The sequence below is a fragment of the Sphingomonas sediminicola genome, from assembly GCF_014489515.1.
Lineage (GTDB): Bacteria > Pseudomonadota > Alphaproteobacteria > Sphingomonadales > Sphingomonadaceae > Sphingomicrobium > Sphingomicrobium sediminicola.
In genome coordinates this window covers 2674741-2687567 of the sequence record NZ_CP060782.1, presented here as the reverse complement: position 1 = coordinate 2687567, position 12827 = coordinate 2674741, and the positions used below count along the sequence as shown (strand labels likewise).

Genomic DNA, 12827 nt, shown 5'->3' with positions numbered 1-12827 from the left:
GCCGAATTCGCGTGGCCTAGGCGGCGCGCGCCCGGGCAGTGCCCATCAAATAAGCCTCAGCTATCGAGCCGAGGCCTGAAATATCGTCGACGGCTGCAGCTGCTTCGAGAAGAGCTTCGTCGCCCTTCACTATCATGAACGCGGATGCATTGTGGTTCCCGCCCTGCCTGTCGCGAGCGAAACCTCGATCTCGCCGATGTCGGGTGATGTGACCCGATGCACGGGTGCTTCCGGCGCCCATTCGATCATCAAGTCGGGCAGGAAGTGCCGTCGGGGTCCCGGAAACAGGTCGTCGGCGAGAGTAATCTTCCGAATTAGAGGCTCGCCTGTCCCGGCAACCTCGATGGCCGACAGCCGCTTGATCAGCCAGCCGACATAGCTCGCCAGCTCAGGGCCGCCCGGCTCGAAGAAACCCGGCGACTCCCGGCCCTTGATATTGAACCGGACCAAGCCCTCGCCGCCGCTCAGGACCGGAAGAGACGGGGTCTGGCTCCAGTCCCGACCCGCCGTAAGCGCGCGATTGACGACCCAGTCCTGAACCCGCTCTCCAAGAATGCTCGCCGCCCGATACTGAAGGGTCGGAGGTAGCGCATTGCGGAGGAACGCCATGACATTGAGCGGAGACGGCCTGCTGCGCGACCCGATCGGCGGCTTCCCGAGATAAAGCCGGTTCAGGCGGGCCAGGATTTCGGTGAGGAAATGATCCTGGGCCCGGTTCGGCTCCATGCCATGAACGGTGAACAGCACCACCGAAGTAGGAACGCCGGACTGATCCAGCTTCTCAAGCACACGGCCCAACTGGCGGTCCGTTTCCTCGTAAATTTCCAGCAGCGCGCCGGGGGCGGCATCCGACGCAAAATCTCCCTCGACAGGCCAAAGATTATGCCCGGCGCGATGCGCTTCGTACCAGCCGGTCACGAACAACCGCCAAGGCCTCTTCATCAGGTGGAGCGTGGCATCGGCCTTCGCGCGAACGGCTGTCGTCAAATGCTCGACAATCGCGGAGCATTGTCTGGCCGTCTTCGCGACCGGCACCTCTGGCCCGATCGGCCTTCGGCCAAAACGTCGCTGGATGTCTTTCAATACCTCGGGTTGCGACGATTTCGCGTCGCCGGAGCTCTGGTAGGACCAGTTCGTAATCTGCAGGCAGGGCGCGCGCTCGTCATGCAGCCCGTGCGCGACGTCGAACGCAATCGTTGGAACGCCCGCTCTCGCGATGCGATGCCAGAAGGGCTCGACGTCGAACTCCTCGGACCAGCGAGGATCGGCAATGCGCCGATAATCACAATGCTCCGCATTCCACTGGAACGGAAAATATTGGCCGTGCTCACCGGGCGGTCGTCCGGTGAGGAACGTGGGCCAAACGCTGGCCGCGAGGTTCGAGGCCGGGGACTGAAGCTCGCTGACCACTCCGCTCTTCAGAAGCGAAGCGATGACGGGAAGCCGGTCCAGGTTTTCCTTGATTAACGGCAGGCTGACCGCGTCCAGGCCGAGCATCAGCAGCCTCGCCCCGGTCTGCGCCGAAGGTCCGTTTTGGGACATGTGCTTTTGCCCTGCCTCCCGCGCCTCGCAAGCAATCTCATCTACTGCCATACAGGTTGGCGCGCAAAGACGCTCTCGGTCGAGTTGTGCATGTCCGAAATTGGGATGGGGTCCGTGTGCGGTTGAAGATCGCAATCAAATGTTTAGTGACCGCCCTGTTGCTGTGGGTGGCGTTCCGGACCGTCGATATCGCCGCGGTCGCCTCGCTCCTTTCGAGCCTGAACCCGTGGTGGGCCTTGGTCGCCTTGCTGCTGACGGGTCTCATCATCCTGTTCGATGCGACCCTGCTCTCGAGCGTGATACGGCTCTTCTCCCGAAGAATGCCGTTCGGCACGGCGATGCTCTACAGCGTGGTAGGCTGGTTCTTCAGTAACGTCGCGCCGTCGACCGTCGGCGGCGACATCTTTCGGGGGTGCAGCTATCGCGCGTCGGGATGCCCGTCGGAACTGCGGTCAGGATTATCCTCGCCGTCCGCGTGCTTTCCTTCATCACGCTCGTGGGTGTCATCGCCGCAGGCCTCCCGATTGCACTCGAACTGCTCAAGGAGCCGCGCGACGAGCTGCTGATGATTACTCTGCTAGCGAGCGGCATTGGTGTCATTGCGGCATTGTTCGTACTGGCGCACATCCGGCTCCGCGTTCCCAGGCTCGAACGATGGGCCTTCTTCCAAAAGCTTCTGACCGTCGCTGGCGACTTCCGGCTATTGCTCACTCCAAGCCACGGTATTGCGTCGGCTTGGGCTGCAGCCCTGGCGCAGCATCTTCTACGTGTCGGCGTGCTGGCCGCTCTGGCGACAGGCCTCGGCCTGGACATCCCGCTTGCGACGCTCTTCGCGTTCGCCACCGCGGCGCTGCTGATGGCGATGGTACCGATCTCCTTCGGCGGTTGGGGCATTCGTGAGATTGCGTTCGTCTATCTGCTGGGAGCAGCCGGAGTCAGTGCCGAAGCCGCCTTGTCCCTGTCGATTGCATTTGGCCTACTGCGCGTCCTCATGGGCGTAATCGGTGGACTTGCCTGGGTCGTGGCAAACGACGGTCATTTCCACGTGGATGCGCCCTCGGCCTAGGCCGTCAGCGCGCGAAGCCGGTCCAACACTTCGGCCGGCAACGGCGGAGCCAGAACGGCCGCGATATTCTTCTCGAGATGCTCGGGATCTCCGGTGCCGGTCAGGATAACGTCCATGCCGGCCTGGTGCCGGGAAAAACGATAGGCGAGCTCTGACAGACTGCTGATCCTCGCCTCCATTGCGATCCGCTTTAGGTCCTCGGCAATTCCTGAGTTTAGAAGACCGCGCAGTGCGAACATCCCGATCGCAGCGATTCCCGCCTGTTCGGCCCGCGGCAGGACGAGGTCCGCGGCACTGTGATTCTCAACATTGAAGCCGACCATGATGGCGTCGATGCCCGCGTCCCGAACCGCTGCCCGCAACGTCTCGTGACCGGGATCCGTCAGGAACCCCTCCGTTATCCCGATCGCGCGGATCTTGCCCTCGTCTTTCATCCGGCGAAGTTCGGGCAGGATCGTCGCTGCAGCCTTCGGATATTGCCTGGGCGATACTGCATGTAAGTGAAGCAGATCGACGCGATCCGTACGAATCGCCTTGAGCGTTTGCTCGACGCGGCGGCGCACCGTGGCAGCGCTGCAAACCAGCCCGAAGCGCCGGGCTACCCAGGACGAAGCCTTATTGGCCAACAGCATATCGGAGAATGGAGCCGGATCGGGGCCAAGATGGATCTTCGTCGACAGGAGAATCGCGTTCCTTCGGTCGCCCAGACCTTCGGACAACAGCTGGTCGACGCCGCCCGTGACGCCGGCTCCGTCAAAAAAGGTAATGCCGAGATCGAGGGCATGCCGGATCAAGCGGATCGCATCCGATTTCGTGCCGCCCTTGGTCAGCCCGAAGCGGCCACTGCTCCCGCCCCTAGTCCGATGACGCTGGAAGTGAGCCCGGACTTTCCGAGTGGGACATAATCCATCGAAGCTATGGACCTAGCTCGCCGGTGGCAGCCTGAGACAACCGGCCCTCGTCCCAGAAACGGGCGAAGATGATGAACGCCAGCGCCGGAAGGATCCAGGCAACGCGGCCCTGATACCGGTCGGTCACGCCCGACAGAATTCCGCACACGGCGGCGTTGGCGAGGAGGCCGATAACGGCGACACCAACCGCCGCAACTTCCATGCGATCAAGACGCCGGCGATTCACAATCAGGAAGGCGATGCTTGCAAAGAAGGTCAGATAGACGGCCACCGTCCCAAAGGTCTTGAGGGCCGGATTGTCCGACCGCACTTGCACGATCGACGGATCCTTCCCGCCGGCCATTTCCTCGCCGAAGACTAGATCGTCCGGGCTGAATGTGAGCAGCTGGCGGGCCGTATTCCTGATCGACTGGCCGATTTGGACGAGCGGATATTCCATCGACGCTCGACGGACGATCGTGCTTTCCTCGGCGCGAATCCGCTCCATCTGCTCGGGCGTCGCACGGTAACGAACACCATTGGGCCCCCACAGAAATTCGCCGACCTTACGCGGAGGGTTCGGGCCGAACACCTCACAGATCGCGTAATGCTCGGTGGCGCAATGATCGCGCAGGTACCAGGCGCCTGGGCCATCCGCGACCGATCGGGCGAGCTGGATCGGATAGCGTTTTGGGGCGAGGCTCGCCTCTCCGAACGCCGCGAAGGACGCGCCGAGCAGCACGGCCACCGCCAGAACCATCGGGCTCGCGAACCAAACAGCCTTTCGAATCCAATCGACGAGCGAACCGCGCTGAAGCCAGAAGTTCGCAGCCGATCCCGTCACGAGCGTCCCGACGGCGATCGGCAGGTTGCTTCCGTGAGTAGTGATACAGGCTGCCACAAGCAGGACGAGAGCGATCCGCGCGGAAAGGGTCATGCGATCGTAGAAGACGGTCAGGACCAGAGAGCCGGCGATCGTGACGCCGGCAAGGACGTCCGGCGTCGCATAAGCTGCGTACCATCCTGCCGAGGTCAGGAGTGCGAGCCCGGCGCCGACAGCCAGACCCCGTCCAACCGCAAGTTTCGGAATCATCAGCCGCCGGAGAAAGGTCACGACCAGCACGACCGATGCGGCCTGAGCGACGGCAAGCGCGATCAGGCTGACCCCGGGCCCCCGCAAGATGTAGGTCGCCACGCTGTAGAGCAGCGACCGGGCGCCGCCGGATTGGGCGATTGCGCCAGCGACAATGGCTTTCGGATCGCTAGCAGCGGCCGTGCCCGCCGGCGTGGCAAACAGCGTATTCCACCAATGATCGAGGATCAGGAGGCCCGTGTTGAAACCGAATTCACCACCCCGGAGATAGCTCGCGCTGTCGGCGGAATAGAATGGAGCCCGATTGACGGCGAGCGGCCAAAGCATGAGCAGGAGCGTGACAGCGAAGATCAGGCCCTCGCTTGGCCACGAGGCGCGGCCGCCATGGTTCCGATTGTTCGCAGTCCCGTCCCCCACCCCGACGGATGTCTCACGAAAGAATCGGACCCGCAACTACTCGGAAATTCGCGACGCCTTCGTGATCTTCACGACCGGGTCGAGCATCTGGCCTTTCATCACGCCCTCTCCCTTGGTTGGCGAGGCTGGCGCTGCCTGGATCGCCTTCACGACGTCCATGCCTTCAACGACATGGCCGAACGCAGCGAAGCTGGCGTCGAATGAGGGCGCATCGCTGGTCAGGATAAAGAAGTCCGCCTTGGCGGTACCCGGCGAGAAGGCAGCCATGGAGACCGTGCCCGCGACATGCTTGATCCCCGTCTTGCTCACCGGCTCATGCTCGATCGCCGGATAGAGCTTGCGGGCGTCGCTGGTGATCCCGGCCTGGATCAGCCCGCCATTTTCTCCGAACCTCATCGCCCGGTAGAAACTTTCGCCGTTGAAGCGGCCCGCATCGACGTACTTGAGGAAATTGGCGGTTGTAACAGGCGCGTGGCTCCGGTCGAGCGCGAGGACGATGCGCCCGGCGCTGGTGTCGAGCGCGACTTTCACGACGTCTTCTGCAGGGGCGGGAGCGACCGTGGCCTGGGTCAGGGCGGGCGTCGCGGACAAGAGGCTGAGCGCAAAGGCGAATCGGATAAGCATGGCCCTAAAGTAGCGGGGGCAGCGAAGGCTTCCAGCCCGCGCGTTCGCCCTCTATAGCCGCCGCGAGTCATGACTCCCTCGATTGCGCAACCTGCCCTGCCCGCCGATTGGCGCGACCTCGTCGCGCTGACCAAGCCCCGCGTCATGAGCCTGGTGGTCTTCACCGGCTTGTGCGGACTGCTCGCGGCGCCCGTCGCGCTTCCGCCCGTCCTCGCATTTACAGCGATCCTCTGCATCGCGCTCGGTGCCGGCGCGGCCGGTGCGCTCAATCAGTGGTACGAGGCCGACCTCGACGCGAAGATGCGCCGGACGGCGAACCGCCCGCTTCCGGCGCGGCGGATGGACCGGCAGACGGCGCTTCATTTCGGCGTCGGCCTGGGCGCCTTCTCGGTCGTTCTGATGGACTTGGCCACCAACCATCTGGCGGCGCTGCTGCTGGCGGTCTCGATCCTGTTCTATGTTCTGATCTACACCGTCTGGCTGAAGCGCCGCACCGCCCAGAACATCGTCATCGGTGGCGCCGCGGGCGCCTTTCCGCCGCTGATCGGCTGGGTCGCCGCAACCGGGCAGGTCGACCTTATGCCGGCGCTGCTGTTCGCGATCATCTTCCTGTGGACCCCGCCGCACTTCTGGGCGCTCTCGCTGTTCGTCCGCTCCGATTATGCGAACGCCAACGTGCCAATGCTGCCCGTCGTTGCCGGCATCCAGAACACCCGGCTGCAGATCCTTCTCTACAGCATAACAGTCGCGATCGCGGGGATAGCGCCTTACGCCCTCGGCCTTACCGGACTGATCTACGGTGTGTCGGCCGTTGCCCTCAACGCCATATTCCTGTTTCTCGCCGTTGCCGTCTTCGCGAACCGCGCCGAAGAGGTGAGCGGAATGAAGCCGGAGCGCAGGCTGTTCGCCTTTTCCATTCTTTACCTTTTCGCCTTGTTCTCTGCCGTAGTGATCGACCACTGGGTGATTGCATGAACCCGCATCCCGAAGATGAAGTGCTCCGCCGCCAGCGCGAACGCGCGCGCCTGATGGCCTGGCTGCTCGGCGCGTTCGTGGTTCTTCTCTTCCTCATCACGGTCGCGAAAATCGGGCTGAACAAATGACCGCAGTCGCCCGCAAGAATGCCAAAACGGGGCGGCTAATGGCGCTTCTCGCGCTAGCTATGCTCGGCCTCGCTTTCGCGTCGGTCCCGCTTTACCGCGCGTTTTGCCAGCTGACGGGCTTCGACGGCACGCCGCTGCGCGCCGAGAGGGCGCCGGGCGCCATAGCCGGACAGATCGGCGTCCGCTTCGACGCGAACATCAATGCCGATTTGCCGTGGAAGTTCGAGCCGGTTCAGGAGACCGTCCGCATCGCACCGGGCGCGCGAACGCAGATCCTGTATCGCGCGACAAACTTGACGGCACGCACGACGACCGGCCAGGCGGTGTTCAACGTATCGCCCGAAATCGCCGGACCATATTTCTCGAAGATCGAGTGCTTCTGCTTCACCGAGCAGACGCTCAAGCCCGGGCAGTCGGTCGACATGCCGGTGGTCTTCTTCGTCGATCCCAAGATCCGCGACGACGAGAACACGAGGAACATCGACGAGATCACGCTCAGCTATACATTTTACCCGGTGGAAAAGCCTGAAGCGGCCCGCTAGAGCCGCAAGCAAACGAGACGAGGAAAGCTTCGCGAATGGCCGCTACGAAGAACCACGATTACCATTTGGTCGACCCCGATCCATGGCCGTTGATCGGATCGATCTCCGCGCTCTTCCTGTTTGGCGGACTGGTCATGTGGATGCACGACAACCCGTACGGACCGTTCGTGTGCATCGCCGGCCTGATCGCCGTGCTCGTCACCATGGCCAATTGGTGGGCGAACACGATCCGCGAAGCTCATGCGGGCTATCACACGCCGGTCGTGCAGCTTCACCTTCGCTACGGCATGATCCTGTTCATCGCCTCCGAGGTGATGTTCTTCCTCGCCTGGTTCTGGGCCTATTTCGATGCCTCGCTGTTCCCATCGATCGGCGAAGCGGTCGGCGGCCAATGGCCTCCGAAGGGCCTCGAGGTCCTCAACCCGTGGGGCTTCCCGCTTCTCAACACGCTGATCCTGCTGTGCTCGGGCACGACGGTGACCTGGGCGCACCACTCGGTCATCCACGGCGACCGCGAAGGGCTGAAGCTCGGCCTTCTGCTGACGGTGCTGCTCGGTCTGCTGTTCACCAGCATCCAGGCCTATGAGTACATCCACGCTCCGTTCGCGTTCAAGCAGTCGAGCGGAGGCAACATCTACGGTTCGACGTTCTTCATGGCGACCGGCTTTCACGGCTTCCACGTGATCGTCGGAACCATCTTCCTGACGGTCTGCCTGATCCGCGCATGGAAGGGCGACTTCACGCCCAAGCAGCACTTCGGCTTCGAGGCAGCTGCCTGGTACTGGCACTTCGTCGACGTCGTGTGGCTGTTCCTGTTCGTGTCCATCTATGTCTGGGGCGGCTGGGGCGCGCCGACGCACGGCTAGGGCCGAAGTGGCGGAAACCTCGCCACTCGCGAAGGCGCTCAAGGGATCCTGCCCGCGGTGCGGGCAGGGTCATCTCTTTCAAAGCTGGGTGCGCTTTGAGCCCAGGTGCCGCGCGTGCAGCCTCGATTTTGACAGCTTCAATGTCGGCGACGGACCGGCGGCTTTCCTCATCCTGATCGTTGGCGCGATCCTGACCGTCATGGCAATCTTCGTCGACCTGACATGGTCACCGCCCTGGTGGGTCCATCTCGTCTGGATTCCGGTCGGATTGGCTTTGACCGTCGGAGGCCTGCGCACCGCGAAGGCCTGGCTCATCGCGCAGGAGTTCGTCCACCGCGCCCGTGAAGGCAAGATCGCGCCATGACCCGCAAGCTTCCTATCATCCCGACGATCGTCGTGGCCGGCGCGGTCGCGATCATGATCGGCCTCGGCGTCTGGCAGCTTCAGCGTGCCAAGTGGAAGGAAGGCCTCCTCGCGCAATATGCGGCAGCGGAGAAGCTGGTCCCTATCGCCTATCCGACACTTCCCATGAGAGACGCTCAGCTCCCGCTGTTCCGACATGCGACCGGCATCTGCCTGAAGCCTGTCGGCCGCCGCACCGTTCCGGGCGAAGGCGTGTCGGGCGAGCCCGGCTTCGTCCACATCATCGACTGCTCGACGGGCGCAGAAGGCCCGGGCATGAGCGTCGCAGTCGGCTGGTCGAAGGACCCCAATGCGAAAGTGAGCTGGTCGGGCGGGCCGGTCAGCGGGATCATCGCGCCGGACAACAAGACCCGGATCCGCCTCGTCGCAGCAAGCGCACCGCCGGGCCTAGAAACCGTCGCGCCGCCGACGCTCGCTTCGATCTCGAACAATCACCGCTCCTACGCCTTCCAATGGTTCGCGTTCGCGGGAATAGCTGCGCTCATTTATGGTCTCGCGCTGAGGTTGCGCTGGAAGAAGGAACAGAAGGCTTGAGTGCGACGATGCATCGCCTTGCCAATGACCTGACGGTTGCCGTCGATCCCCTTCCCGGCGCGGAGAGCGTCGCGATGGGCCTCTACGCGATGGTCGGCTCGCGCTCGGAGCCTGAGTCCTGCTCGGGCCTCGCCCACCTGGTCGAGCATATGGTGTTCAAGGGCGCCGGAAAGCGCGGAACCCGCGAGCTTGCCGAAGCGATCGAGGACGTCGGCGGCTACATGAATGCATGGACCTCGCGCGACCAGACGACCTTCCATGGCCGCGTCCTCGCCCGCGATACGGCGCTACTGGCGGAGTTGATCGCCGACCTGGTCCGCGCGCCGCACATGGATGACGCGCACCTCGATCGCGAGAAGACGGTGATCCTTTCGGAAATCGGCGAAACCGTCGATTCGCCCGACGATCTCGTCAACGACCACCTGTTCGAAGCGGCGTTCATGAGCCAGCCGCTCGGCCGCTCCATCCTCGGCCGCGAGGAAAGCCTCCGTAACATTACCCGCGAGGATTGCCTCGGCTGGATGAACGGAGAGCTGGTGCCGTCACGCCTGATCCTTTCTGCGAGCGGCAAGGTCGATCCCGGCGAAGTCCTGAAAATTGCAGAGCGGCTTTTCGGAGACATGGAGGACGCGCCGGGGACGCCGATCGGCAGCGCCGAATTCACCGGCGGCCTGCGCAACGACCGGCGCGAGTTCGAACAGGCGCATTGGTGCCTGGGACTGCCCGGCTTGGCTGCTTCCGACCCGCGCATGCCGTCACTCGCGGTTTTCGTTCAGGCGCTAGGCGGAGGAACCTCGTCACGCCTGTTCCAAGAGCTGCGTGAGGAGCGCGGCCTGGCCTATTCGATCGGCTCCTGGAACCAGGCCTTCGCCGACACGGGATTGGTCGCGATCGGTTGCGCGGCGGACCGGAACAGGGCGGTCGAATCGATGAACCTTGCCCGGGAGGTTCTCGCCGACACGATCGAGAGCCTGACCGACGCCGAGGTCCGCCGAGCAAAGGCGCAGATGGAAGCAGGTGTGCTGATGTCGCTCGAAACCGCGCAGGGCCGCGCTGACCAGATGGCACGTTCGATCGAGGTATTCGGGCGCATCCTGTCGCTCGACGAGATGCTCGGCGATCTTCGGGCCGTCGATCCGGCTAGCGCCAAGGCCGCCGGAGCCGCACTGCTCGACGGCCGCACCGCGATCGCATCCGTTGGAGCGCGGCTCGCGGCAGTCGCCTGATGCTTGAGACTCTCGTTGCGGATCCCTGGCCGGACTGGGGCCTGATCGATAGCGGCGACGGCCGGAAGCTCGAGCGCTACGGGTCCGTCAAGGTTGCGCGCCCCGAGCCGCAGGCAATGTGGTCACCCGCGCGGCCCGACTGGGATCCGGATGCGACGTTCGTTCCGGGATCGGATGAGGAGGGCGGCGGGCGCTGGGTGCAACATCGCCCGGTTCCCCGTGATTGGGAGCTCTCGCGTGGGCCCGTCCGTTTCAACGCGTCGCTGACGCCCTTCCGTCACCTCGGCTTCTTTCCCGACATGGCGCCGCAATGGGACTGGATGCGCGAGCGCTCGGCCGATGCCGATGTGCTCAACCTGTTCGGATACACGGGCGTCGGGTCATTGATACTGAGCGAAGCAGGCGCGAGGCTTGTCCATGTCGACGCGTCGAAGAAGTCGGTCGAGGGGGGTAAGGCCAATGCCGCCCTGTCCGGACTCGCCAACCGGCCGATCCGCTGGATGGTCGACGATGCGGGGAAGTTTACCGCCCGCGAGGTTCGGCGTGAACGGCGCTATGATGGCATCTTGCTCGATCCGCCCAAGTTCGGTCGCGGACCTACGGGCGAGGTCTGGCGGCTCGAGGAGAATCTTGCGCCGTTGCTCGCCGACTGCCGGAAGCTGCTCGATGAGAACAGCCGCTTCCTGGTGCTGACCGTTTACGCCGTGCGCATGTCGGCACTCGCGATCGGCGAGCTTGTGAAGCAGACTCTGGGCGATCTCGGCGGCACGGTGGAGATGGGCGAAATGTCGGTGCGCGAGGAAGCTCGGGCTTGCTCTTGCCGACAGCCATCTTCGCGCGCTGGTCGCGCTAGGTTCGCGACGCGCGGATCGCAGCGCCGATTACGAACGGCGACGCGGCAACCAGCAGCAACGATACCGCAGCCTCCAGCAACAATGCGCCCGATGCCTCATCGCCTGTGGCTCCTGCGCCGAAGATCAACAGCGGAACGGCCAGCGGGAGCAGCAGCACGCCGGCCAGCGCACCGGCGCGCGGAAGGCCCGCCGTAAGCGCCGCCACCATCACGGCCAGCGCTGCGAGCCCGGGTGTCCCGACCGCCAAAGCAATCATTGTCCGCCCCAGCGCGGCCGGCGCGATTCCGAGAATGAACGAACTCGGCAGCGCGGCGATCAGGAGGAGTGGCCCGAAGGTTAGCCAGTGAGCCGTGACCTTTGACGCTCCGACGGCCTCTTCTGACACACCATGGATGGTCAGCTGGTCGAGGAACCGGCTGCTGCGATCCGGATCGACCAGCCGCTCGATCGGGAGAAGGGCTGCGGTCAGCGCAGCGATCCAGAGGCCGCCCGAAGCAATGCGCTCAAGCAATCTTGGATCGGGCCCTACCGCAAATGGAACAAGCGTCGCGACGACCAGGAAGAAGCCGACCGGAAGCCATGCGGCGCCGCCGATCGAGCGCCGAACATCGCGGGCGATGAGGGAGGCGATCATGCCCCCAACTCCAGATGAGTCCAGGTCCCGCCGATCGGCCCGTGAGACGCGGCCAGCACAGCTCCACCCCGTTCGAGATGTGCGGCGACGAGTTTCTCGAGACGCCCAACGCCATCGCTGTCGAGGCCGTTGAGCGGCTCATCCAACAGCCACAGCGGTGCGCCCGACGCCACCACGCGAGCGAGCGTCGCCCGCTTGGCTTGTCCCGTCGACAAGAGCCGGACTGGCACATGCGCAAGGCGAGTCAGGCCCAGCGCATTCATCGCTTCGTCGATACGTCCGCCCAGAATTGGAGTGCGCGTTTGAGGGGAAGCTCACGATCCAACGCGAGCCCCTCGTCCGCAAGCGCCAGTTCGCTGCGCTCGATCCATCCCTGCTCTGCTCGCAGCAGTCCCGCCGCAAGGCGGATCAGGCTCGACTTTCCGCATCCATTGGGTCCGACCAGGTGCAGCGCTTCGCCCGGGCCGATCTTGAGATCCAGGTCTTCGAACAGAAGGCGACCTCCGCGCCGGCATGTCACACCGTCAAATCCGAGCAGCGGCTTCATCGAACCGCTTCCTCAAGCGCGTGCATGTCTGCGTCCGACAGGCCGAAATGATGACCCACCTCGTGCACTAGCACATGCGCGACGAGATGCTCGAGCGTGTCTTCGCCGCCTGCCCATTCGTCGAGGATCGGTCGCCGGAACAGTCGTATCTTGTCCGGCAATGTCCCAGACAGATCGACGCTCCGCTCGGTCAGCGGTATGCCTTCGTAGATCCCGGTTAGGTCGAACGGGTCTTCGATACCCATCGCGTCCAGCGTCTCGTCGTCGGCGAACTCCTCGATCAACAGGACGACGTCGCGCAAATGGCCCGCGAACGGCTCCGGCAGCGACCGCAAGGCGCGGCGCGCGATCGCCTCTATCTCGTCGGCCGAGGGCGGAATTTCGAAGCGCCGCATCGCTTGTCGCATAGTGGCTTGAGTGTTGACCCCGCAAGGTTGCCGACAAGCGCTTCCTTGCCTACATGGGC

General features: G+C 64.0%; 13 protein-coding genes and 3 pseudogenes. 9 read left to right on the top strand and 7 right to left on the bottom strand.

The annotated features are described in order from the left end of the window. Positions 1 to 132: 132 nt before the first annotated feature. Entirely contained in the window at positions 133 to 1542 is a 1410-nt protein-coding gene (locus tag H9L14_RS14405; RefSeq protein WP_187708645.1) for an alkaline phosphatase family protein, read from the bottom strand. 86 nt (positions 1543 to 1628) lie between these two features. Between H9L14_RS14405 and H9L14_RS17550 the strand changes: the two are divergent. Then, positions 1629 to 2608: pseudogene (locus H9L14_RS17550) on the top strand (lysylphosphatidylglycerol synthase transmembrane domain-containing protein). Here the strand turns inward: H9L14_RS17550 and H9L14_RS14395 are convergent. From H9L14_RS14395 to H9L14_RS14385, 3 genes are all read right to left on the bottom strand, one after another. Further along, positions 2605 to 3438 carry an aldo/keto reductase gene (locus H9L14_RS14395; RefSeq protein ID WP_281389467.1) on the bottom strand — a complete coding sequence of 278 codons (834 nt, stop codon included), beginning with the start codon at positions 3436 to 3438 and terminating at the stop codon, positions 2605 to 2607. The pseudogene H9L14_RS17550 and the gene H9L14_RS14395 sit on opposite strands and share 4 nt — an antisense overlap. Positions 3439 to 3523: 85 nt before the next feature. Then, positions 3524 to 5008, bottom strand: a complete 1485-nt coding sequence (locus H9L14_RS14390; protein WP_187708642.1) for a hypothetical protein — start codon at positions 5006 to 5008, stop codon at positions 3524 to 3526. Positions 5009 to 5044: 36 nt separating this feature from the next. After that, the gene (locus H9L14_RS14385) at positions 5045 to 5632 is read right to left on the bottom strand and encodes a peptidylprolyl isomerase (RefSeq protein WP_187708641.1); all 588 of its coding nucleotides are present in this window, start codon (positions 5630 to 5632) and stop codon (positions 5045 to 5047) included. A gap of 69 nt (positions 5633 to 5701) precedes the next feature. Here H9L14_RS14385 and H9L14_RS14380 point away from each other — a divergent pair, with 69 nt between their 5' ends. From H9L14_RS14380 to H9L14_RS14350, 8 genes and pseudogenes are all read left to right on the top strand, one after another. After that, a complete protein-coding gene (locus tag H9L14_RS14380; protein ID WP_187708640.1) occupies positions 5702 to 6607 on the top strand; it encodes a heme o synthase in 906 nt (301 codons plus the stop codon). After that, positions 6604 to 6735 carry a hypothetical protein gene (locus tag H9L14_RS16820; protein ID WP_281389390.1) on the top strand — a complete coding sequence of 44 codons (132 nt, stop codon included), beginning with the start codon at positions 6604 to 6606 and terminating at the stop codon, positions 6733 to 6735. Before H9L14_RS14380 ends, H9L14_RS16820 begins: the two co-directional genes overlap by 4 nt. Then, the gene (locus H9L14_RS14375; RefSeq protein WP_187708639.1) at positions 6732 to 7277 is read left to right on the top strand and encodes a cytochrome c oxidase assembly protein; all 546 of its coding nucleotides are present in this window, start codon (positions 6732 to 6734) and stop codon (positions 7275 to 7277) included. The genes H9L14_RS16820 and H9L14_RS14375 overlap by 4 nt, the downstream gene beginning before the upstream one ends. Positions 7278 to 7312: 35 nt before the next feature. Beyond that, positions 7313 to 8143 carry a cytochrome c oxidase subunit 3 gene (locus tag H9L14_RS14370; RefSeq protein ID WP_187708638.1) on the top strand — a complete coding sequence of 277 codons (831 nt, stop codon included), beginning with the start codon at positions 7313 to 7315 and terminating at the stop codon, positions 8141 to 8143. Between the two features lie 7 nt (positions 8144 to 8150). After that, positions 8151 to 8507, top strand: a complete 357-nt coding sequence (locus tag H9L14_RS14365; RefSeq protein WP_246444235.1) for a DUF983 domain-containing protein — start codon at positions 8151 to 8153, stop codon at positions 8505 to 8507. Next, positions 8504 to 9100, top strand: a complete 597-nt coding sequence (locus tag H9L14_RS14360; RefSeq protein WP_187708636.1) for an SURF1 family protein — start codon at positions 8504 to 8506, stop codon at positions 9098 to 9100. The genes H9L14_RS14365 and H9L14_RS14360 overlap by 4 nt, the downstream gene beginning before the upstream one ends. 8 nt (positions 9101 to 9108) lie before the next feature. Beyond that, positions 9109 to 10326, top strand: a complete 1218-nt coding sequence (locus tag H9L14_RS14355) for a M16 family metallopeptidase (protein WP_246444234.1) — start codon at positions 9109 to 9111, stop codon at positions 10324 to 10326. Further along, positions 10323 to 11179, top strand: a pseudogene (locus H9L14_RS14350) (class I SAM-dependent methyltransferase). Before H9L14_RS14355 ends, H9L14_RS14350 begins: the two are co-directional and overlap by 4 nt. Here the strand turns inward: H9L14_RS14350 and H9L14_RS14345 are convergent. The 3 genes and pseudogenes from H9L14_RS14345 to H9L14_RS14335 all read right to left on the bottom strand — a co-directional run bounded on the left by H9L14_RS14345 (position 11176) and on the right by H9L14_RS14335 (position 12756). After that, the gene (locus H9L14_RS14345; RefSeq protein WP_187708634.1) at positions 11176 to 11814 is read right to left on the bottom strand and encodes a heme exporter protein CcmB; all 639 of its coding nucleotides are present in this window, start codon (positions 11812 to 11814) and stop codon (positions 11176 to 11178) included. The pseudogene H9L14_RS14350 and the gene H9L14_RS14345 overlap by 4 nt on opposite strands. Continuing rightward, a pseudogene (gene ccmA / locus H9L14_RS14340) lies at positions 11811 to 12361 on the bottom strand (heme ABC exporter ATP-binding protein CcmA). The gene H9L14_RS14345 and the pseudogene ccmA overlap by 4 nt, the downstream one beginning before the upstream one ends. Then, positions 12358 to 12756, bottom strand: coding sequence for a metallopeptidase family protein (locus H9L14_RS14335; protein WP_187708633.1), 399 nt, complete (start codon positions 12754 to 12756; stop codon positions 12358 to 12360). The pseudogene ccmA and the gene H9L14_RS14335 overlap by 4 nt, the downstream one beginning before the upstream one ends. Between the last annotated feature and the right edge of the window lie 71 nt (positions 12757 to 12827).

Excerpts from the sequence above, each read along its gene's own strand:
- H9L14_RS14405 (WP_187708645.1), bottom strand. The coding sequence starts at position 1,542 with ATGTCCCAAAACGGACCTTCGGCGCAGACCGGGGCGAGGCTGCTGATG.
- H9L14_RS14385 (WP_187708641.1), bottom strand. The coding sequence starts at position 5,632 with ATGCTTATCCGATTCGCCTTTGCGCTCAGCCTCTTGTCCGCGACGCCC.
- H9L14_RS14380 (WP_187708640.1), top strand. The coding sequence starts at position 5,702 with ATGACTCCCTCGATTGCGCAACCTGCCCTGCCCGCCGATTGGCGCGAC.
- H9L14_RS16820 (WP_281389390.1), top strand. The coding sequence starts at position 6,604 with ATGAACCCGCATCCCGAAGATGAAGTGCTCCGCCGCCAGCGCGAACGC.
- H9L14_RS14375 (WP_187708639.1), top strand. The coding sequence starts at position 6,732 with ATGACCGCAGTCGCCCGCAAGAATGCCAAAACGGGGCGGCTAATGGCG.
- H9L14_RS14370 (WP_187708638.1), top strand. The coding sequence starts at position 7,313 with ATGGCCGCTACGAAGAACCACGATTACCATTTGGTCGACCCCGATCCA.
- H9L14_RS14360 (WP_187708636.1), top strand. The coding sequence starts at position 8,504 with ATGACCCGCAAGCTTCCTATCATCCCGACGATCGTCGTGGCCGGCGCG.
- H9L14_RS14355 (WP_246444234.1), top strand. The coding sequence starts at position 9,109 with ATGCATCGCCTTGCCAATGACCTGACGGTTGCCGTCGATCCCCTTCCC.
- H9L14_RS14345 (WP_187708634.1), bottom strand. The coding sequence starts at position 11,814 with ATGATCGCCTCCCTCATCGCCCGCGATGTTCGGCGCTCGATCGGCGGC.
- H9L14_RS14335 (WP_187708633.1), bottom strand. The coding sequence starts at position 12,756 with ATGCGGCGCTTCGAAATTCCGCCCTCGGCCGACGAGATAGAGGCGATC.